The organism is Kribbella sp. NPDC050459 (assembly GCF_040655315.1).
Taxonomy (GTDB): domain Bacteria; phylum Actinomycetota; class Actinomycetes; order Propionibacteriales; family Kribbellaceae; genus Kribbella.
Map to the genome: position 1 here is coordinate 172,510 of NZ_JBFAJQ010000014.1, position 20,075 is coordinate 192,584.

A 20,075-nucleotide genomic window follows, 5' to 3' on the forward strand; every position below is an offset into this window, starting at 1 on the left:
ACGCTGTGCCCACACAAGCCGACCACCTCTATGCACGCGCCAAGAAGGTGATCGCCGGCGGCGTCTCCAGCGACGCGCGGCGCGCCGACAAGCCGCTGTTCGTCGACCACGCCCGCGGCGCCGAGCTGTGGGACGTGGACGGCAAGAGGTACCTCGACTACGTGCTGGGGCAGGGCCCGAACCTGCTCGGCCACGCCGCGCCGCTCGTCGCGGACGCGGTCTCCGCACAGGTACGCCGTGGCGTCGCGTACGCGGCGCAGCATGAGCTGGAGGCCGAGGTCGCCGAACGCCTGTGCAGCATGGTGCCGGCGGCCGAGCTGGTCCGTTTCAACAGCGTCGGCTCGGAGGCGGTGCATGGCGCGATCCGGCTGGCCCGCGGGCACACCGGACGGCCCAAGATCGTGAAGTTCGAGGGCAACTACCACGGCTGGCTCGACCCGGTCCTCTACAGCGTGCACCCCGACCTCGCGCTGGCCGGCGACGCCAAGCACCCGACCGCGGTCGGCGGTACCGCGGGCCAGCCGCGCCACGACGCGGACGACCTGATCGTCCTGCCCTACAACGATCTTCCCGCCGTCGCCGCGGTGCTCGACCAGTGCGGGGACGAGGTCGCCGCTGTCATCCTCGAGCCGCTGCTCTGCAACACCGGCTGCATCACGCCCTCCCCCGGCTACCTCGAAGGGCTGCGGGAGCTCACCAGGCAGCACGGGTCGTTGCTGATCTTCGACGAGATCATCACCGGGTTCCGGGTCGCTCCGGGCGGGGCGGGCGAACTGCTCGGCGTCGTGCCCGATCTGGCCGCGTTCGGGAAGGCGATGGCCGGCGGGATGCAGGTTTCCGCGCTCGTCGGCTCGGCCGAGGTGATGGGGTCGATCGCCGACGGCAAGGTTGCGCACGCGGGCACGTTCAACTCGCACCCGGTCGCGATGGCCGCGGCCGACGCCGTCCTGACGTACCTGGACGAGAAGCGTGCCTCGGTCTACCCACCGCTCACCTCGACCGGTCAGCGGTTGATGGCCGGCCTGCGGACGGCGGCGGAGCGCCACGGCGTACCGCTGCTCGTCGACGGGCCCGGTCCGGTGTTCCAGACCTACATCACGGACCAGGCCGCCGTCACGGACTATCGGTCGTTCGCTGCTTGCGACCGGGCCGCGATGGCTCGGTTCCACGCGGGGTTGTTCGCTGCCGGGATCAACATCGTCCCGCGCGGGCTGTGGTTCCTGTCCACCGAGCACACCGCGGACCAGGTCGACGAGACTCTTGCGGCAGCGGACTCAGTGCTTTCCTCCCTGTAGGAACGGGATCGAACGGCCTGCGATCCTGCCCACGAGAAGGAGGCCGGGAACCCGCCGTACGGCGGACCCGGCCTCCTGCTGAGCAACGAGTGTCAGGCGCTCTTCTCGCGCCGGTCGCGCTTGCTGCGCTCGATCTGGTCGCGCGGGATCAGCGTCGGGTTCACGTTCTCCAGGACGACCTCGCCGGTGACGACGACCTTCGCGACGTCCTCGCGGCTGGGCACCTCGTACATCACGTTCAGGAGGACTTCCTCCATGATCGCCCGCAGGCCACGGGCGCCGGTGCCGCGCAGCAGCGCCTGGTCCGCGATCGCCTCGACCGCGTCGTCATTGAACTCGAGCTCGACGTTGTCGATCTCGAACAGCCGCCGGTACTGCTTGACCAGCGCGTTCTTCGGCTCGGACAGGATCTTGATCAGCGCCTCGCGGTCCAGCGGGGACACCGTCGTGATCACCGGGAGCCGGCCGATGAACTCGGGGATGAGACCGAACTTGAGCAGGTCCTCCGGCATGACGTCGGCATACCCGCCGAGCTCCTTCGGCTTCTCCGGCTCGCGGCTCGTGTTGAAGCCCAGCGTCTTCTTGCCGACCCGCTGCTCGACCATGTGGTCCAGGCCGGCGAACGCGCCGCCGACGATGAACAGCACGTTGGTCGTGTCGATCTGGATGAACTCCTGGTGCGGATGCTTGCGGCCGCCCTGCGGCGGCACACTCGCCGTCGTCCCCTCGAGGATCTTCAGCAGCGCCTGCTGGACACCCTCGCCGGAGACGTCCCGGGTGATCGACGGGTTCTCGCTCTTGCGGGCGATCTTGTCGACCTCGTCGATGTAGATGATCCCGGTCTCGGCCTTCTTGACGTCGTAGTCCGCCGCCTGGATCAGCTTCAGCAGGATGTTCTCGACGTCCTCACCGACGTACCCGGCCTCGGTCAGCGCCGTCGCGTCCGCGATCGCGAACGGGACGTTCAGCATCCGGGCGAGCGTCTGGGCGAGATAGGTCTTGCCGCAGCCGGTCGGGCCGATCAGCAGGATGTTCGACTTGGCCAGCTCGACGGCCTCGTCCTTCGCGTGCCGGCCGGCGCTCGACGCGCCCTGGCCGTCGCGGACCCGCTTGTAGTGGTTGTAGACCGCCACCGCGAGTGCCTTCTTGGCCACGTCCTGACCGACGACGTATGCGTTGAGGAAGTCGTAGATCTCCCGCGGCTTGGGCAGCTCGGTGAGTCCGACCTCGGAGCCCTCGTTCAGCTCCTCCTCGATGATCTCGTTGCAGAGATCGATGCATTCGTCGCAGATGTAGACGCCGGGACCGGCGATGAGCTTCTTGACCTGCTTCTGGCTCTTTCCGCAGAACGAGCACTTGAGCAGATCGCCGCCGTCACCAATGCGTGCCACCGGGACAGATCCCTTCTATGCGCAGTCGGACCGTTTTCGACGGTACCCCGTCCGGGGCCGAAAAACCGCGCTCGCCACCGGGTTGTGACTACGCCGGTGGCGAACGCGTCAAGCTCTTGACAGCCGGTCAGACCGGCCGAGCCTGATCTGAACCTGTTCAGACGCCGGCGGGAACCGGGGCCTTGAGGGACTGCAGGACGTCGTCGATCAGGCCGTACTCGATCGCCTGCTCGGCCGTCAGGAACTTGTCCCGCTCGATGTCCCGGGACACTTCCTCGTGCGACTTGCCGCTGGCGTCGGCGATCATCTTCTCCAGCAGCGCGCGCAGCCGGAGGATCTCGTTCGCCTGGATCTCGATGTCACTCGACTGGCCGTAGGTGCCCTCGGTGGCCGGCTGGTGGATGATGATCCGGCTGTTCGGCAGGGCGAGCCGCTTGCCCGGCGTACCGGCGGCGAGCAGCACGGCGGCGGCCGACGCGGCCTGGCCGAGGCAGACCGTCTGGACGTCCGGCTTGATGTAGCGGACCGTGTCGTAGATCGCGGTCAGCGCGGTGAACGAGCCGCCGGGCGAGTTGATGTAGATGCTGATGTCGCGGTCGGAGTCCATCGACTGCAGGCACAGCAGCTGCGCCATCACGGCGTTCGCGATCTCGTCGGTGATCGGCGTGCCAAGGAAGATGATCCGATCCTCGAACAGCTTCGTGTACGGGTCGATCCGGCGCATGCCGTACGACGTGCGCTCCTCCCACTGCGGGATGAAGTAGTTCATTGGTGCGTCCTTAACTGACGGAGTGGGAGATCAGGAGTTCGGGCTGCCCTGGCTGAGCTGAGCGGCGCTGCTGACCACGTGGTCGATGAAGCCGTACTCCTTCGCCTGGTCGGCGGTGAACCAGCGGTCCCGGTCGGCGTCGTTCTCGACCTGCTCGAGCGGCTGACCGGTGTGCTCCGAGATCAGCCGGAACAGCAGCGCCTTCAGGTGCAGCGACTGCTCGGCCTGGATCTTGATGTCCGACGCCGTTCCGCCCATACCGCCGGAGGGCTGGTGCATCATGATCCGCGCGTGCGGCAGAGCGAAGCGCTTGTTCTTCGCGCCGGCGCAGAGCAGGAACTGACCCATCGAGGCCGCCAGGCCCATCCCGACGGTGGCGACGTCGTTGGAGATCCACTGCATGGTGTCGTAGATCGCCATGCCGGAGTCCACCGAGCCACCCGGCGAGTTGATGTACAGCCAGATGTCCGCGTTGGGATCCTGCGCGTTCAGCAGCAGCATCTGCGCGCAGATCGCGTTCGCGTTGTCGTCGCGAACCTCGGACCCCAAGAAGATGATCCGATTTTTCCGCAGCTCGCGGTAGATGTCGTCGTCTTGTCCGCCGGATCCATTGCCGCCCGCGGCGGTGGGGCTGGCTGCAAATGTCTCGTTCACGAACCCGACATTACTGGTCGGCGGCGACAGACCTAAGGCTGGGCCGGAGGTGTTCGCTCACGGCGCATCGCCCGCCCGCCGTTCGTCTGCTGTGAGCGAATTCGGGCGCGTTCACCAGCCGCACAGGACAACGGATCCGGATTCGTCGACCGCTGCCTCGTCAGGTACCTCTGGCGGGGCCGGGCGCTCCGGTTCCCGCCGTACCTCCGGCTCCTGCAGCAGCGCGGTCACACCCTGCCCCCTCGCCTGGAAATCGTTTCACCAGCCACCGTAGGCGAGGTTTCTTGCGATCGTGTCGCGATCGTCCGGCGAACATGCGTACGGTCCGGATCCCACCTGGGGTCCGGACCGTACGGGGTCTTGCTCTGTTCTTGCGGGGGTCGTGCGGCGGGTCAGGCCTTCGCCGGCTCCGGCTCCTCGGCGGTCGCCTCGGCCTCGGCGGCCTCCGGGTCGGCGTAGGTGCCGTCCGGCTGCAAGGTCTTCAGCTCGACCGTGTTGCCGGAGGCGTCGGTGACCTTGGCGTTCTCCACCAGGTAGGCCAGCGCCTTGCCGCGGACGACCTCGGACACCAGGCTCGGGACCAGGTTGTTCTCCACCGCGTGCTGGGCGAACTGGTCCGGGCTGACGCCGGAACGCTGCGCGTGCCGGACGATGTGCTCGGTCAGCTCCTGGTCGTTGACGCTCAGCTCCTGCTGCTCGGCCACCAGGTCGAGCACGAACTGCGCCTTGATCGCGTCCTCGGAGCGCTTCTTCAGGTCCTCGTCGAACTCGTCCTGGGTCTGCTCCTCGCCCTCGAGGAACTGCTCCATGGTCATCCCGGAGTAACCGAGCTGCTGCTCCAGGTTCTCCTTGCGGGCGGCCAGCTCGTCGGTCAGCAGGCCCTCGGGGACCGGCACGTCGACCAGCGTCAGGATCTTCTCCAGCACGGCGTCGCGCGCCTCGCCGGCCTGCTCGAGCCGCTTACCGCGCTCCAGCCGGCCCTGCACATCGGCCTTCAGCTCGTCGGCGGTGTCGAACTCCGACGCGGTCTGCGCGAACTCGTCGTCGAACTCCGGCAGCTCCTGCTCCTTGACCGCGGTCACGGTCACCTCGACGTCGACGTCGTCGCCCTTCAGCGAACCGCCGACCAGCTGGGTGACGAAGGTCTTCTTCTCGCCCGCGGTCAGGCCGATGACCGCCTCGTCCAGCCCGTCCAGCAGCTGACCGCTGCCGACCTGGTAGGACAGGCCGGTCGCCTGCGCCTCCTCGACCTTCTCGCCGTCCTTGCTGGCCGACAGGTCAATCGTGATGAAGTCCTTGTCGGCGACCGCGCGCTCGACCGGGTTCAGCGAGCCGAACCGCTGGCGCAGCGCCTCGATCTGCTCGGTCACCTCGTCGTCGGACACCGCGATGTCCTCGACCTCGGCCTCCAGGCCCTCGAGGTCCGGCAGCGTGATCTCCGGGCGGACCTCGACCTCGGCGGAGAACTGCAGGCTCTCCTTGTCGTTGAACTCGGTCACGTCGACCTCAGGCCGGCCGATCGCCTTCACCTGGTTGTCACTGACCGCCTGCGAGTACAACTTCGGGAGGGCGTCGTTGATCGCCTCCTCGAGCACCGGGCCGCGGCCGACCCGCTGGTCGATGACCTGCGGCGGGATCTTGCCCTTGCGGAAGCCCGGCACCACGATCTGCTGGCCGATGCTCTTGTACGCCGCGTCGAGGCTCGGCTTGAGCTCCTCGAACGGCACCTCGACGATGAGCTTGACCTTGGTCGGGCTCAAGGACTCGACGGTGCTCTTCACGGTGGCGGTTCTCCTTGATTCGGTGACATGTTGCGACGCCGGACAGCCGACGCCACAGCCGGTGCTGCACGGGGTTTGTCGGGGCGACAGGACTCGAACCTGCGGTCTCCTGCTCCCAAAGCAGGCGCGCTAGCCACTACGCTACGCCCCGCAGTGACCGCACGAGTCTAGCCGCCCGAAACCAGTGCTCGCGCCACCGGGTCCCCCGAAAACCCGTTTTGGGTCCACAGGGCTCCGTATGGAATCATGTCCGAGCACCGCGGGTGTAGCTCAATGGTAGAGCCCCAGTCTTCCAAACTGGCTACGCGAGTTCGATTCTCGTCACCCGCTCCAACAGCAGCAGGCCCAGCCACAGGTATTCATTCGGCTCGGGGCCGTCTTTCACGTCCGGCTGCGATCCGCCCACGTGCGATTAGCCGGCGATCAGGAGGCCGGCACCAGCGCCGCCCGCATCGTGCCGTGGCCCACCGGTGCATCAGCTCCTTGGTCGACGCGCCAGCTCTCCGAGGCCAGATGGTTACCGTTGTGACGCAGGTCATGGAAGTGGAACCACATAGGCAGACCGGCCTCCCTGACCTTTGCAGTCCAGGCTCGACGTGCTCCGGTAGGTGAGTGTGCAGTTGGTCGACGAGTACAGCCGGCGTCGGGAATGTATGGACGCCTGCCATGTCGAGACGGCGCTTCAGACAGCCGAGACAAAGGCCGTCGAGAGCGCCACGCCGACGCCCGGTGTCGCGGAATTCCTGCAGGCCTGCCGTGCGACCGGTCGGCAACTCGCGATCGTCAGCAACAACGCACGCGTATCGATGCGGGCGTACCTCGACCGAGTCGGCCTGACCGACCTAGTCGACCACATCGAGACCAGGGACCCCATCAGACCGGCGCTCATGAAGCCGAGCCCCCACCTGGTCGAGAAGGCACCTCAGCCGCGCTGACGTCAGCTATCGGACTCTGTTAGGGCGAAACCCTACCTCGCATGAACTGACGGTCGCTCGTTACAGACCTCCCGAAGATCCAGATAGCTGCGCGAGGTGACACCCAGAGCGTTCCGCATACAGACGGAGGAAGCGCTCTAGGAGCTGGAGAGCGGCGAGCGCCGGGTACAGGGCCCTCATCAGGTCGCTCGTCAGCCGGACATTCACGATGTTCGCATTGTCTTTCGATGTCTCTTCTTCTCGATTGGACATGCCTAGGTATGCCCACGGGCGGCCGTGCGCGAATCCGGAGCACAGTCTCCAAGGCAGCACGACACCGAGCGGCAACTGCGGTGCGTTCGCTTCGGCGTACATGACTGTCTCCGTGCTGGTGTATCCGCCCCTGATCGATGCCGCGGGAATGGATCGCTTCGCGCCCACAGCGAAGATCTTGTCCATCTTGTCCGCCAGGAGCACATGCCCAGGCAGATTTAGCGGCTGGGTGGCGGTATCACCATCTTTGAAGTTCTTCGCGTACCAACGCAGGGTCCGGGTCACCCGGTCGTCTCGCTCACGCGGTCCCAGGATCCAATATGCAGCACCGAAGTTCTCAAGAGCACCACGCGCCAAAGAGCTCGGCGCAGCAACGTGGAGCACCTGCTGATCCAGCACCAGGACTTTGATCGCGTGCAGATGGTCGACACCAGCCGTCAGACACATCCTCAGCGCGTGCGATGTCTGATATGGATCCGACGCCTTGTCATCCCCAGCCAGCGGCGATCCAGCCTCGACGGGGAACTCGCCCTTCGTCCCGACCCGCTCCATCATCCTGTCGATGAGCGGCGCCATCTCAAGCCACTTCCGGCTGACGTCCTGGTCACTCACCTGCGTCTGAGCCGCTCCCTGCATTCCGCCTCAACCCCCTGATCTACGGCGATCCCCCAACGCGTTGACTGTACGCGACTCTCTACCGAGTTTGGCTCTTTTGGATCAAGGACCCCGGCTGCAGGCAGCGCCGGAGCGCCGTCCTCGCCGGAGCCCAGGAGCAGGACGCTTCTCATCCACACGATCCCAACCGCCTGATCCGCCGCCCTGGCGTCTGATCCCTCGGGCAGCCCAGTCCCGGCCGCTCGATTGTCCGGCCACCACGACCCATATCAAGAGCGCCTGCGGCGTCCTACTGGATCGGCAAGCCGACTCTTGACCTGCGCTGCGCCGCGCTGTCCTGGGTTTGGCAGCTATCGGGGAAGAGGCAGGTGTGGCTACGAAGACCTACTTCGGCAGCTCACGCCTTGTCCGGTCGATTGTGACTAGACCATCGACCAGTTCCAGGCCGACTTGGTAGGTCGAGCCGTCCGGGCCGATAAACTGGGCCGATGCCCGCACGCCGTCGGTCTCGATTGACTTGAGTCGGAGGCCGTCGTCCGGGATTTTGTACCTTTCGCTGAGCAACCACCGGACCCGGTTCTCCGCCTCTTCCTCGCTAAGGGTCGTGGGTCGCTCACCTCGGTCCCGAATCCGCTCCGCTACTTTCTTGGCGAGAGCTCGGAGACCTTCCCAGGCCGCTGCGCCCAGAACGGCCGCTGACACTTCCATGAGGATTTGTTGGGTCGCAGCGTCGAATCCCCACGAGGCCTTCGTCTCGCGCACCTTGAGGATGTACATCGGCTCGCCGCTGTCGGGGTCGTGCCCCAGCGACTCGACTTCGCGGACCAACCAGTCTTGAGACCACGCCGCGGATCCGGCGGGAACCATGGTCCACTCCTCGACAATCTCGGAGCCGGTCTGATCGGTGACAAACGTCAGACGGACCGTGACCTCATCTGCCCAGTTGCGGTATTTCTCCCAATCCTCCGCGGTCCATGTGTACGGCATGGCCTAACCGTACTGGTCCCGCAACCTGTCCGTGTGCAATTAGCGTGCTAAATAGCAGGCTCACCGGCGACCAGCGAGCAAGGGTCAGCCGTCCTTCTAAATTGGCTACGCGAGTTCGATTCTCGTCACCCGCACCGGCGGGGGGCTAGGTGTGGCTACGGAGAGCGTCGGCCTGCCTCGCCCTCCCTTATTGTGCGCGGCTTCGCCAGCCCTACGCCGTAGGGTGTGGCGGGTGGGATGGGATGTGTTGGGGTTGTGGGGCGACGACGCTGTGCGGGTTGAGCGGTTGTCCGGTGGGGTGGCCAATGACGTTTGGCGGGTGCGGGTTGGTGGGCGGACGGCGGTTGGGCGGCTGGGGCGTCGGAGTGATGCTGATCTTGCCTGGGAGACCGAACTGCTGCGGTATCTCGACCGTGAAGGGCTGACCGTGCCGGTGCCGATCCCAACCCTGGACGGGCGGCTGTTTGCCGACGGGTTGGTGGTGATGACGCATCTGGAGGGTGGACCGCCGGAGACGCAGGCCGACTGGCGTCGGGTGGCCGGCACGCTCCGCGAGTTGCACCGGTTGACGCAGGGCTGGCCGCAGCGGCCGGGGTGGCGGTCGTCTACCGATCTGCTGCACGCCGAGACCGGTACGAAGATCGATCTCGGCGCGATGCCTCCCGAAGGCGTTGTCCGATGCCGAGCCGCGTGGGCTCGGCTCGTTGGGCGTGAGACGTGCGTGGTCCACGGCGACCCCAACCCCGGCAACATCCGCATGACCGCCGACCACGTCGGGCTGATCGACTGGGACGAGTCGCACGTCGACGTCCCGGACCTCGACCTCGTCCTGCCCGAGAACGCCGCCGACCTCGACGACCAGGCGTACGACGTCGCCGCCCAAGCCTCCGCCGCCTGGGAAGCCGCCGTCTGCTGGGACGACGACTACTCCGTCAAACGCCTCGCCGAAGTCCGCCCCGTCCGGGACAGCGACCTGACGTGACGATTGAGTGGAGCGCCGAGGACCGGCGCTGGTTCGAGCGGCACGCGGCGCGCTTGCGGGAGCTGCTCGAGGAGCGGCTGGCGGAGTACCGGCGTACAGGCGTCTACGTGTTCGACATGTTCATCGCCGAGGACGACGACTCGACGGACGGGCCTCCTAACCGCTGGGTTGCGCGGGATCACTACACAGGTGAGCTGATCCAGCGGGTGCCGGCTGAAGAGTTGGACGAGTTCTACGCGCAGCACCCGGACTGGGTCGAGTACACCGGACTGGAGGACGAACTGAGCGACCAGGCCAAGGACGAGATCCATGAGGAGCCCTGACTCAGGAGAACGCGGGTGGGCCGCCGTGGAGGGAGCGGCAGGTGGCTCCGGGGTCGGTGAAGAAATTCGGGACCTGGGTCTTGGCGTCGTAGTAGCGGTGGAAGACGGGGGTCTGGGAGCCGGACAGGGGCGGGACGATCCAGCTCCAGTCGGCGGGGCATTCGCGGCCGGCGCGCTCCTCTTTCTCCAGGTGGATGAGGAACCTGCGGGACTCGGTGTGGTGGTCGCTGACGGTGACGCCGTTCAGGTTGAACGAGTGCAGGACCGCGCGGTTGATCTCGACCAGCGCCTGGTCGCGCCACAGCGTCGCCTCGTGTGAGGTGTCCAGCCCCATCCGCTCGGCGACCTGCGGCACCAGGTCGTACCGGTCGCTGTCGGCGAGGTTGCGGGCGCCGATCTCCGTGCCCATGTACCAGCCGTTGAACGGCGCCGCCGGATACGAGACACCGCCGATGTCGAGCCGGTTGTTGCTGATCACCGGTACGGCGTGCCAGCGCAGCCCGAGCCCCGCGAACCAGGGCAGCTCGGGGTGCTCCAGCGGGACCTCCTGCACCGCGTCGCCGGGCAGCTGGAACATCCGCGGCCCCTCGTCGACGGTCTCCACGACGAGCGGGAGTACGTCGAACGCGCCGGGCCGGTCGGGCGGCCGCCACCCGCGCTGGATGAGCTTCGTGGTGAACGCGCGATAGCGGGGATCGCCGAGCGATCGCCCGTTCGGCTGCTCGTACCCGGCGTACCGGATGAGTTGCTCGTTCCAGATCCTGGGCGCGGGCCGGTTCGGCGTCTCGGGGGCGAACACGCTGATCATCGGCCGGATCTTGCCGCCGTTGTGCGCGCTCCGCAGGTGATCGAAGCAGTGCGCGGCGACGCTGCCGGCGTCGGACACCGTCCGCAGGTCGCGCACCTGCAGGCTCCGCCAGTACAGCCTGCCGATGCACCGCTTGTTGTTGCGCCACGCGACGCGGGCGCCGAACGTCAGCTCGTCGGCGGTGTGCCAGTACGTCCCGGTCAGGTCGATCTCCTGCATGACCGCGGCGAGCCGTGGCTCGAGCCGCCCGGCCCGCGGGTTCTCGGCGTGGAAGAGCTCGAGGAACTCCTTCGCCGCGGCCCGGACCGCCTCGACGTCGGCGACGTCGGGCGCAGGCTCCGGTACGGGCGCGCCTGACGAGACCGGACAGCCGGTACGCCGGTCACCGCCCGGCTGCTCGGCGTCAACCTGGAGCCGAGGGCCGCCGCCCTGCAGGCGAGACCTGGCGCCCCGGCGGCGAGATCCGAGCCGAGGCTCGCCCGCTGGGGGTCGGGAGTCGCCGGCCTGGGCTCGGGATTCGCCGGGTTGGGGACGCTGGGTGCCGGGGCGCGCCTCGATGGCGTACGCGACGCAGATTCCCACCGCCAGGAAGAGAATTGCCGCGCCGAGGGCGATCGCGACGACTGTCGGGAGGTCGCCGCCGAGGCCGAGCGCGCCGACGACGCCGGCCGCCACGGCCAGCCCGAGAGCCGCCAGCGGGCGGGCCAACGGGCGTGCGGGCAGGCGGCGAACAGGCGCCGGCGCTTGATGGGCCGGAAGGCCCAACGTGTCGTCCTCTGCGGGAGCGGGTCTCAGAGGAGCTCGCACCGGTCAGTCCGAGCTCGGAGACGCGGGGCCGCTCCCGTTCCGCAGGCGGACCTGCCAGTCGCTCATGTCGTCGAACCAGGCGTCCTTCTGGCGGGCCTCCGGCTCGCCGGGGACCGCTGCGCTCCCGATCCGGTCGACCTCGGTGGCGAACGTGTCCACGATCGACTGCATCCGCACGTGGGCCGTCTGGGCGTACGAGCGGACCTGCTGCCCGGCCGAGTCCATCGCCTCCTCGACGATCCGGCGCTCGTGGGCGCGTGCCTGCCCGATCCGCTCGCGGGCATCGCGGCTGACGTCCTGGACCATCTCCTCGGCGACGAGCTGCGCCTGGCTGAACAACTGGACGATCTGCTCGTTCACGCGGTCGCCCGCCTGCTCGTACTCGTCCACCTGCGTCTGCGCGCGCTGGAGCTCGGCCCGGGTGCGCTGCAGCTCTGCCTGGAGACGCTGGTTCTCGGCCCGGCTCTCGCTGAGGTCGCTGGCCGTCGCGTGGACCTGCTCGGCCACCACGTCGAGGTAGTCGTACACCTGGTCGGCGTCGAGACCCCGTAGCCGGCGCTGGAACGTCTCGCCCCGGATCGCTTCGGGTGTCCGGTAGTGCGGAGAGCCGTGGCGGTGCTTTCCGTTGGTCACTTGTTGTCTCCTGACCTGGTCAACGCTGGGCCGGCGGTAGCGGTGTGCTCGTCAACGGCCGCGTAGTAGAAGTGCTCGTACTTGATGTGCTCGGTGTCGACACCGGCGGCGGCGAGCCTCTCCAGCGTGTGCGCGACCATTTGCGGTCCGCCACACACCATCGCCGTACGCCCGTGCAGGTCCTGCTGCGCCGCGATCGTCCCGGCCTTGCCGCGCGTCCCCGGGTAGGAGGCGTCGTCGGACACGACCTCCGTATAGTCGAACCACGGCCGGGTCTGAGCCAGCTCTCGCAACCGGGGGCGCTCGTACAGGTGCCAGGGCATCCGTACGCCGTGCAACAGCTGGACCCGCGGCGCTGTGCGCGTCCGGTTCCACTCGTTGTCGATCTGCTCCAGGACCGCGAGCAGCGGGGCGAGACCCGTTCCGCCGGCGACCATCAGCAGGTCCCGTACGTCGTCGTCGCGCCGGGTCAGGCGCTCGCCGACCGGCGCGCCCAGCTTCACGGCGTCACCGGCTTTGAGCGACCGTACGACGCTCGGGCTCACCTGACCGCCGTCGATCTGCTGGACGTGCAGGTCGATCGAGCCGTCGGCGCGCGGGGCGTTCGCCGGGCTGAAGTACCGCCACATCTTGGGGCGCTGCGGGATCTCCATCGAGATGGACTGACCGGGCCGGAAGTAGTACGCGCGCCGCGGCCGGACCGTGAGCAGGGTGAGATCCATGGTGCGCCGCTCGACCGAGAGCACGTCGGCGTCCCACCAGTCCGGGCTGGTCTCGGAGGACGTCTCCGCGGACTCGACCATGATCCGGGCGATCACCTGGTAGGCGGCCGTCCAGTGCATGGCGAGGTCCTCGTCCCACTCGGGGCCGAGGAAGTGCTTCAGGGTCGCGCAGAGCGAGGCGCCGACGGCGTTGTAGTGCTCCGCGACGACGGCGTACTTGCGGTGGTCGCGGCCGAGGTGCTGCAGGAAGGCCGCGTCCTGGTCGATGTGGTTGGCATGGCTGACGATCCGGCCGAGCGCGCTGACGAACTTGTCCCGCTGGCCCGACATCGAGAGCGGGAACATCGCGCGTACTTCGGGATAGGAGACGAACAGGTGTGAGTAGAAGTACAGCGGCACCTGTTCACCGTGTCGCGTCACCCGGTCCCAGCTGTCCTGGAGGGCGTTGGCATCCATCGGGCTTCGCTATCCGGCTCGAGAAGGCAGCTCCTCGAAAGGTGCGAACGGCCCGTCAGCGGGCGCGATTGACTGCCGGTCGTCGGCAGGTCGCGCCGACGGATACTGCGTTGACAAGGGTGCCCTCCCAGTTCCAGTCCCCGAGTCTTCTTCTTCAGTCCTCCGTCTATCTGCGCGGAGACCTACCCAGGCCCCAGAACGCCGAAACCGCAATCGGACTACAACGTGCCGAATATCCGCGGTCACTATCCGAACACTCTCAGCTGAGCGTCGCACTCAAACGATTGAGTGCCTCAGGGCGCTCGGAGGAAGGCGATGCCGTCGACGGTGGCGGGGGCTGTGGAGGTGGAGATGATCTTCAGGGCTCCGGTGCGGAACGGGGTCGTGGGGAGGTAGGTGACCACTCGGCTGGTGCTGGTGGCCGCGAGTGAGACGGTGCCGATCTTGATGTTGGCGTGGTAGATGTCCACGCGGCCTTGGCCCGGGCCGTGCAGGGCTACCAGGGCGATGCGCAGGCCTGCCTCGGTCGCCTTGGTCAGGTAGGCGCCGTTGGCCTTGAGGATGGTGGTGGTGCCCTGGAACGCGAGCGTGCTCGTGGAGCGGGTGACCGTGCCGGCCGACGTGAGCGCGCGGTCGTCCTCGGGGGCGACCGAGCAGATGGGAGCCGACCAGGCGGAGAGGTTGCCCAGGTAGTCGCGGGCGCGAACCATGAAGCACTCGTCCCAACCGAGACGCGGCGCCCAGGTGATCGACGTGATGCGCGTGCTCTGCCAGACCGCCGGGTAGATCCACTTCCCGAACGCGACGCCCGGTGCAGCGGTCTTGTAGACCACGTCGTACGACGCGATGTCGGTGTCGTCCTTGTACGCCCAGCGCACCGTGGCGGATCCACTGAGCTGGACGCGATCACCGATCCGCCACGTGACCAGCGACGGAGCGGTCCCGTCCACCTCACTGCAGTACGACGCGCTCCACGCGCTCAGGTTGCCGGCGTAGTCACGCGCCCGCACCTGCCAGCACGTATCGGTGCCGATCGGCGCGGTAAGACTCGCTCCGGTCGTCTTCAGCCCCTGCCACGCGGCAGGCTGGACCCACGCGCCGTACGGCGATGTGCGGTTCGGGCGCTGCTGGTACTGCAGGTCGTAGCTGTTCACACCCGTCGCCGGCGAGTTCGGGTCCTGCGGGTCGTCGTACGCCCACTCGAAGGACAGACTCGTGTTGTCGCGGATCCGGTCACCCGCCGACGCAGTGGTCAGTACAGGCGCCACGGTGTCGGGGTGCTGCTGCGGGTCCGCGGTCAGCCAGCTCAGCGTGATCACGCGAGGCTTGCTCGACGCGTCGGCGTACACGATCTTCGCCAGTCCGGAGCCGTCCGCGCGGAAGCTGGGAGTAGCGGTGCGGATCGGCCCGTACCGCCGCTGGCCCAGCGCCGGGTCGTTCAGATCGGTCACCAGCAGGTCGGAGCCGGACGTCTGCACCGCGAAGCCGTTGCCCAACTGAGAATCCGCAGCCACGGACAGGTTGCGCGGCGGCTGCGGCCCGTTGACGTCCACGACCTGGTTGCAGCCGCTCAGCACAGCCCACCGGCCGTTGACGTCGTCGGAGCCGACTGTGCACGCGCCGGCGACCAGCACGGTCTTCACCACACCGGTCGTCAGGTTCTTGCCGTCCAGATGCCCCGGCTCGGTCACCTTCCAGACCGTGTCGCCCGCCATGGCGAACGGCGGGGCGAAGTCGGCCAGCTTGGCCTTCGTCGCAACGTCGTACACCTCAGCCGTCGCCGCCGCGGCCGCCCGGTGCGAGACGAGCTTGCCGCCCTTCCCCAGCAGCACCTCGTCCGTCGCGGGGAACGTGAGCCCGCCGACCTTCGCCGTACCGCTGTCGAAGGTCAGCAGCGACGACCCCTCGACCTGCAGCGGCTTGCCGTCGTTCGAGCCTCCGGAGGCCGTCCAGGTGGTCCCGTTGTTGCTCGTCTCGTAGACAGGGTTCGAAACGACCACGCGCGTACCCGACATCCCGACGTCGACCGCGGTCTTCCCCGGAACGAGCACACCCTCCCCCAGGTGCTCCGGCGGGTCTGCCGCCATCACCTGCGACGACACCGTCAACGGCAGCAGTACGACGGCACAGACAGCAACCGCCTTCACGCGAAAGCTCGGCACAGCAGACCCCCAGTACTCCTTCATCGTCGCGCCGCACCCTAGCCAGTAACCACCGGTAACGGAAGCACCCTGGAAAACCGCGTGACACACAGTGACCGCAGGAGGATCCTGAAGGGCTGGCCAACAGTCACTCACCAACCATGAAGGGAACTGATGCAGGCGGGAATCACGGTGTCGGCGGCCGAGCTGCCCGAAGTACTGCTGCACGTGGCAGTGGTGCGCCCGGTCTTCCTCTGGGGGCGCACCGGGGATCGGGAAGAGCAGTCTGGTGCGAGCGTTCGCGGAATCGCTGGGTCTGGAATGCGTCACGCTCCTGGGCACCCAACTGGCGCCGGAGGACCTGATCGGCGTACCGCAGATCGTCGACGGCCACAGCCGGTTCGCACCGCCGGTGGCGATCGCCCGCGACGAGCCGTACTGCCTGTTCCTGGACGAGCTGAACGCGTCCTCCGCCGAGGTACAGAAGGCCTTCTACTCGCTGATCCTGGACCGCCGCATCGGCGAGTACGAGCTGCCCGAGGGCTCCGTCGTGATCGGGGCCGGCAACCGCGCCACCGACAACGCCCTGGCACGCCCGATGGCCAGCGCCCTGGTCAACCGGCTCGTGCACATCCACCTGCGCGCCTCCGCGACCGACTGGCTGCGGTGGGCAGGGACGGCGGGCATCCACCCGTGGGTCCTCGAGTACCTGCGCAACCGTCCGGACCACCTGTGGACCGCGCCGCCGAAGACCGAGGAGCCGTTCTCGACGCCGCGCAGCTGGCACATGCTGTCGGACGCCCTCCTGTCGTACGGCGACGACGTGTCCGACGAGACCCTCCGCGTCCTTGCCTTCGGCACCTTGTCGGCGGCGCACGCGTCGACGTTCCGCGCGTACGTGAAGACGGTGCGGCACGCGTTCGGCCTGGACGCCGTACTGAAGGGCGAGACCGGCTGGCCGTCCGCGCCGGAGGACCGGGACCTGCTGTACTTCCTGGCCGAGACGTTCCGGGCCCGGCTGGTCAAGGAACTGGCCGCCGACAAGGCGTCCGCGAGCCCCGCGGCCCGTCAGCTCGCACACCGTGGCAAGGCGCTGCTCGTCGAGCTGGCGGAGATCTCGCTGGAGGTGGCGCAGCTGGTGATCGCGGCCGACGACGACGGCCGCCCGGTGTTGCCGACGTGGTTCCTGGTCGAGGTCAGCCGCGATCTGCCGCGTCTTGTGGCCGCACGTGCCTAAGAAGAAGGCGCGACGGGACCCGGCCTGGGAGACGATCCAGGCCGGCTGGGGCGTCATCGCCCGGCACCCGCTGTTCGCGCCGATGGCGGACTGGGCGCACAGCCCGCTCCGCGACGACAGCTGCCCGGCGGACGGCTGGGCGACCATCGACTCGAACGGTCAGATCCGTACGCACCGGACGCGCCGAGCGACGCCGGAGGAATGGTCGTGGGTCTTCGCGCACCTGCTGATCCACCTCGGCCTGGGTCACGCCGAGCGGGACCTGCCGGCAGCTGACCAGGCCAGGAGCGCCTCGTACGACGTGGCGGTCAACCGCTACCTCCAGTCGCTCAAACTCGGAACGCCGGTCGTCGACCTCCCGGTGTCCTTCCCAGCGATGGAGGAGGACGCGCTGGCGCGGCTGTGGCGGCGCGAGGGCGTACCGGCAGACTACGAGCGCCTCGGCGTTGCCGGTCACGCACCGGACGTCCAGACCGCCCGCTGGAACGGCTGGGGTAAGCCGCCGAACTGGAGCGAGCTGTTCGCCGCCGGCCTCTCGGCGGCCGCCGCAGCGGCTGTCGACGTTGCAGGCGGCGCACGCTCCTCGCTGACCGCGGGTCGCGACGGGAGGGACAAGTGGGATCTGGCTCTCGGCTGGTTCGTGTCGTCGTACCCGCTGCTCGGCGCGATCGCGTCGAGCATGAAGGTCGTCGCCGAGACCGAACTCGCGCGCGGCTGGGACATCCACACCGCGGCGGTCAACGCGTCCGCCGGCGAGATCTACATCAACCCGCTCACCGACCTCACGCTCGGCGAGTGGCGGTTCGTGATGGCGCACGAGATGCTGCACGCCGCGCTCCGGCACGGTGAGCGCGTCGGCGGCCGCGACCCGTACCTGTGGAACGTCGCCGCCGACCTGGTGATCAACGGCTGGCTCCTCGAGATGGGAGTCGGCACGATGCCCGACGGAGCCCTCCACGATCCCGCGCTCAAGGGCATGTCCGCCGAGGAGGTCTACGACCGCATCGCGACCGACCTGCGCCGCTACCGCAAGCTGGCGACCCTGCGCGGAGTCGGCCTCGGCGACGTCCTCGGGCACCCGCTCCCGCATGCAGGCGAGGCTGCCCGCGCGGCCGGGCTGGACGACATCTACCGTCGCGCGTTGAGCACCGGGCTGGCGTACCACGACTCCTCCCGGGGCACGCTGCCTGCCGGACTCGTCGAGGAGATCCGCGCGCTGGACCACCCGCCGCTCGCCTGGGACGCGCAGCTGGCGCGCTGGTTCGAGGAGCACGTCCCGGCGGTCGAGAAGACCCGGACGTACGCCCGTGCCTCCCGGCGCCAGTCCGGTACGCCGGACATCCCGCGGCCCGGCTGGATCCGCCCCGTCGAGCTCGAACGGCTCCCGACGTACGGCGTCGTTCTGGACACGTCGGGCTCGATGGACCGCGAGCTCCTCGGCAAGGCGCTCGGCGCGATCGCGTCGTACTCGCGCGCCCGCGATGTACCGGCCGCGCGGGTCGTGTACTGCGACGCCGCGGCGTACGACGCCGGCTACGTGCCGGTGGACGACATCGCGGGCCGCGTGAAGGTGCACGGTCGCGGCGGGACCGTGCTGCAGCCCGGTGTCGACCTTCTCGAGCGCGCAGCCGACTTCCCTGCGCACGGGCCGATCCTGCTCATCACCGACGGCCAGTGCGACGTCGTCCGAGTACGGCGGGAGCACGCGTGGCTGATCCCCCGTGGCGCGTCGCTGCCCTTCACCGCAAGGGGTCCTGTGTTTCGCGTCGAGTGAACTGCATCTGCTCACGGCGAACAGGCGTAGTCGGACGACTCTGCTGAGTGACAGGTTCGAAGGCATGGCATGGGTCGTGAGAGGCGAGTTCCGCAAGCTGTGGATCGGGCAGCTGGTGTCGGCGTCGGGTAGTGCGGTCACCACTGTCGCGTTGCCGCTGGTGGCTGTCGTCAGCCTGCAGGCGTCAGCAGTGCAGATGGGTGCGTTGGCGGCGTTGACGATCGCGCCGCACCTCGTGTTCGGGCTGCTGGCCGGCGTTTGGGTCGACAGGTGGTCCCTGCGTCGCGTGCTGATCTGGACCGATGTCGGGCGGCTGTTCATGCTCGGCTCAGTGCCAGCCGCGGCGGCACTGGGCTGGCTGCGCATCGAGCAGCTGTACGCCGTCGCCGTACTGACCGGAGTGCTGACTCTGCTGTCCGACACCGCGTCCCAGACGATGATCCCGTGGCTGGTGCCACGGGCGGAGCTGATGCAGGCGAACAGCGCCGCGCTGCTCAATCTCAACCTCGCCTCCACGCTCGGTCCTTCCGCGGCCGGCTTCCTCGTGCAGCTGCTCACGGCACCGTTCGCGATCGTCGTCGACGCGGCGTCGTACGTCGTGTCCACGGTCGCGGCGTACCTCATCCGTGAGCCCGCCCGTGGAGCTGTGCCGGAGCGGTCCCAGGTACGGCTGTCGGCCGGACTGCGCGTGCTGTTCGGCGACCGGATGCTCCGGCCACTCGTGGTGTCCGCGGCTGTTGCGGCCATGGCCGGAGCGATGCAGGGACCGCTGGTCGTGCTGTTCCTGATCCGGGAGCTGCACAAGTCACCGGCGTTCGTCGGGCTCTCGCTGACCGCCTTCGGTGCTGCCGCGGTGGCGGGTACGTTCGTCGCCCCCGGCTGGTGCCGGCGCGTGGGAATCGGCCGCTCCTATCTCAGCGGTGTGTTTCTGGCGTCACTCAACGGCGTCGCATTGTTCACCGGCGTGACGCCGCTCATCTTGCTCGGACAGGTACTCGCCGGGCTCGGTATGTCCCTGTTCGCCGTCCCGCAGCGGACCCTGCGGCAGTCCATGGCCCCACCGCACCTGCTGGGCCAGGTGACCGCCTCATGGCGGACCCTGGTAATCGGCGGCCAGACCGTCGGCGCAGCCGTCTCCGGCGTGCTGGCCACCGCGATCCAGATCCGTCCGACGCTGCTGCTGGCCACCGGCGGCATGCTCGGCGGGCTGCTGATCGCCCTCTGCTCCCCGCTCCGGGACCTCCGGGAACTGCCCGAAGAGGCATCAGGCCGGCGATCGATCGCCACGCACTGATCATGGAACGTGATAGGTCCGGAACCCCTCGCCGCCTGGCACCCGGACGGCCTATTGCGACAAGCGGTAATTCATCGCCCGGGAATGGAATTGGCAGGACAAGCGCTTACCCACTGGGCGATACTGGAAAGTGCGCCGTTTTCAGGTCGCCGAAACCCTTTGACGAAGTAGATGGGAAGTGCGCCCGTCCAGATGCCCTCCGAGCACGCTGTCCAAGCG

Annotated in this window: 17 protein-coding genes and 2 tRNA genes; 8 read left to right on the top strand and 11 right to left on the bottom strand. The window is 68.2% G+C overall.

The window, feature by feature from the left end; genetic code table 11:
• Nucleotides 1-5 precede the first annotated feature (5 nt).
• Nucleotides 6-1,295 carry a glutamate-1-semialdehyde 2,1-aminomutase gene (locus tag AB0I12_RS34600; RefSeq protein ID WP_359937993.1) on the top strand — a complete coding sequence of 430 codons (1,290 nt, stop codon included), beginning with the start codon at nucleotides 6-8 and terminating at the stop codon, nucleotides 1,293-1,295.
• A gap of 92 nt (nucleotides 1,296-1,387) precedes the next feature.
• On the opposite strand, the gene clpX is transcribed toward AB0I12_RS34600, so the two are convergent.
• The 5 genes from clpX to AB0I12_RS34625 all read right to left on the bottom strand — a co-directional run bounded on the left by clpX (nucleotide 1,388) and on the right by AB0I12_RS34625 (nucleotide 6,041).
• The gene (gene clpX / locus AB0I12_RS34605; RefSeq protein WP_359937996.1) at nucleotides 1,388-2,686 is read right to left on the bottom strand and encodes an ATP-dependent Clp protease ATP-binding subunit ClpX; all 1,299 of its coding nucleotides are present in this window, start codon (nucleotides 2,684-2,686) and stop codon (nucleotides 1,388-1,390) included.
• Between the two features lie 157 nt (nucleotides 2,687-2,843).
• Nucleotides 2,844-3,455 (bottom strand): ATP-dependent Clp protease proteolytic subunit, encoded by a 612-nt coding sequence (locus AB0I12_RS34610; RefSeq protein ID WP_359937999.1) that lies wholly within the window; start codon nucleotides 3,453-3,455, stop codon nucleotides 2,844-2,846.
• Between the two features lie 30 nt (nucleotides 3,456-3,485).
• Nucleotides 3,486-4,109, bottom strand: coding sequence for an ATP-dependent Clp protease proteolytic subunit (locus tag AB0I12_RS34615; protein ID WP_355689390.1), 624 nt, complete (start codon nucleotides 4,107-4,109; stop codon nucleotides 3,486-3,488).
• Between the two features lie 392 nt (nucleotides 4,110-4,501).
• Entirely contained in the window at nucleotides 4,502-5,890 is a 1,389-nt protein-coding gene (gene tig / locus AB0I12_RS34620; protein ID WP_359938002.1) for a trigger factor, read from the bottom strand.
• A gap of 78 nt (nucleotides 5,891-5,968) precedes the next feature.
• Nucleotides 5,969-6,041, bottom strand: a tRNA-Pro gene (locus AB0I12_RS34625).
• Nucleotides 6,042-6,149: 108 nt separating this feature from the next.
• Here AB0I12_RS34625 and AB0I12_RS34630 point away from each other — a divergent pair.
• Nucleotides 6,150-6,223 (top strand) — tRNA-Gly (locus AB0I12_RS34630).
• Nucleotides 6,224-6,498: 275 nt separating this feature from the next.
• Entirely contained in the window at nucleotides 6,499-6,825 is a 327-nt protein-coding gene (locus tag AB0I12_RS34635; RefSeq protein WP_359938005.1) for an HAD hydrolase-like protein, read from the top strand.
• Between the two features lie 60 nt (nucleotides 6,826-6,885).
• Here the strand turns inward: AB0I12_RS34635 and AB0I12_RS34640 are convergent, their stop codons facing one another.
• Both AB0I12_RS34640 and AB0I12_RS34645 read right to left on the bottom strand, forming a co-directional pair.
• Complete coding sequence (locus tag AB0I12_RS34640; RefSeq protein ID WP_359938008.1) at nucleotides 6,886-7,689, bottom strand: hypothetical protein; 804 nt, start codon at nucleotides 7,687-7,689, stop codon at nucleotides 6,886-6,888.
• 387 nt (nucleotides 7,690-8,076) lie between these two features.
• A complete protein-coding gene (locus tag AB0I12_RS34645) occupies nucleotides 8,077-8,679 on the bottom strand; it encodes a hypothetical protein (RefSeq protein WP_359938011.1) in 603 nt (200 codons plus the stop codon).
• A gap of 271 nt (nucleotides 8,680-8,950) precedes the next feature.
• On the opposite strand from AB0I12_RS34645, the gene AB0I12_RS34650 reads away from it, so the two are divergent.
• Nucleotides 8,951-9,661 (top strand): phosphotransferase, encoded by a 711-nt coding sequence (locus AB0I12_RS34650; protein ID WP_359938172.1) that lies wholly within the window; start codon nucleotides 8,951-8,953, stop codon nucleotides 9,659-9,661.
• Nucleotides 9,658-9,984: a hypothetical protein gene (locus tag AB0I12_RS34655; RefSeq protein ID WP_359938013.1), complete on the top strand. Its 327-nt coding sequence runs from the start codon at nucleotides 9,658-9,660 to the stop codon at nucleotides 9,982-9,984. The genes AB0I12_RS34650 and AB0I12_RS34655 overlap by 4 nt, the downstream gene beginning before the upstream one ends.
• Nucleotide 9,985: 1 nt before the next feature.
• On the opposite strand, the gene AB0I12_RS34660 is transcribed toward AB0I12_RS34655, so the two are convergent.
• The 4 genes from AB0I12_RS34660 to AB0I12_RS34675 all read right to left on the bottom strand — a co-directional run bounded on the left by AB0I12_RS34660 (nucleotide 9,986) and on the right by AB0I12_RS34675 (nucleotide 15,596).
• Nucleotides 9,986-11,557 (bottom strand): nitric oxide synthase oxygenase, encoded by a 1,572-nt coding sequence (locus AB0I12_RS34660; protein ID WP_359938016.1) that lies wholly within the window; start codon nucleotides 11,555-11,557, stop codon nucleotides 9,986-9,988.
• A gap of 45 nt (nucleotides 11,558-11,602) precedes the next feature.
• Nucleotides 11,603-12,232, bottom strand: coding sequence for a DivIVA domain-containing protein (locus AB0I12_RS34665; RefSeq protein WP_359938019.1), 630 nt, complete (start codon nucleotides 12,230-12,232; stop codon nucleotides 11,603-11,605).
• Nucleotides 12,229-13,410, bottom strand: a complete 1,182-nt coding sequence (locus AB0I12_RS34670; protein WP_359938021.1) for a globin domain-containing protein — start codon at nucleotides 13,408-13,410, stop codon at nucleotides 12,229-12,231. The genes AB0I12_RS34665 and AB0I12_RS34670 overlap by 4 nt, the downstream gene beginning before the upstream one ends.
• Before the next feature lie 293 nt (nucleotides 13,411-13,703).
• Entirely contained in the window at nucleotides 13,704-15,596 is a 1,893-nt protein-coding gene (locus AB0I12_RS34675; RefSeq protein WP_359938023.1) for a hypothetical protein, read from the bottom strand.
• 244 nt (nucleotides 15,597-15,840) lie between these two features.
• Between AB0I12_RS34675 and AB0I12_RS34680 the strand changes: the two genes are divergently transcribed.
• The 3 genes from AB0I12_RS34680 (at nucleotide 15,841) to AB0I12_RS34690 (ending at nucleotide 19,856) form a co-directional block, all read left to right on the top strand.
• On the top strand, nucleotides 15,841-16,788 hold the full coding sequence (locus tag AB0I12_RS34680; RefSeq protein ID WP_359938024.1) for a MoxR family ATPase: 948 nt from the start codon (nucleotides 15,841-15,843) through the stop codon (nucleotides 16,786-16,788).
• Nucleotides 16,781-18,562: a hypothetical protein gene (locus tag AB0I12_RS34685; protein WP_359938025.1), complete on the top strand. Its 1,782-nt coding sequence runs from the start codon at nucleotides 16,781-16,783 to the stop codon at nucleotides 18,560-18,562. The genes AB0I12_RS34680 and AB0I12_RS34685 overlap by 8 nt, the downstream gene beginning before the upstream one ends.
• 64 nt (nucleotides 18,563-18,626) lie before the next feature.
• Nucleotides 18,627-19,856 (top strand): MFS transporter, encoded by a 1,230-nt coding sequence (locus AB0I12_RS34690; protein WP_359938026.1) that lies wholly within the window; start codon nucleotides 18,627-18,629, stop codon nucleotides 19,854-19,856.
• The last annotated feature ends 219 nt before the right edge of the window (nucleotides 19,857-20,075 follow it).

What these genes read in the sequence shown, in the direction of transcription:
- AB0I12_RS34610 (WP_359937999.1), bottom strand. Translation starts at nt 3,455, where the DNA reads ATGAACTACTTCATCCCGCAGTGGGAGGAGCGCACGTCGTACGGCATG.
- AB0I12_RS34675 (WP_359938023.1), bottom strand. Translation starts at nt 15,596, where the DNA reads ATGAAGGAGTACTGGGGGTCTGCTGTGCCGAGCTTTCGCGTGAAGGCG.
- AB0I12_RS34670 (WP_359938021.1), bottom strand. Translation starts at nt 13,410, where the DNA reads ATGGATGCCAACGCCCTCCAGGACAGCTGGGACCGGGTGACGCGACAC.
- AB0I12_RS34690 (WP_359938026.1), top strand. Translation starts at nt 18,627, where the DNA reads ATGGCATGGGTCGTGAGAGGCGAGTTCCGCAAGCTGTGGATCGGGCAG.
- AB0I12_RS34645 (WP_359938011.1), bottom strand. Translation starts at nt 8,679, where the DNA reads ATGCCGTACACATGGACCGCGGAGGATTGGGAGAAATACCGCAACTGG.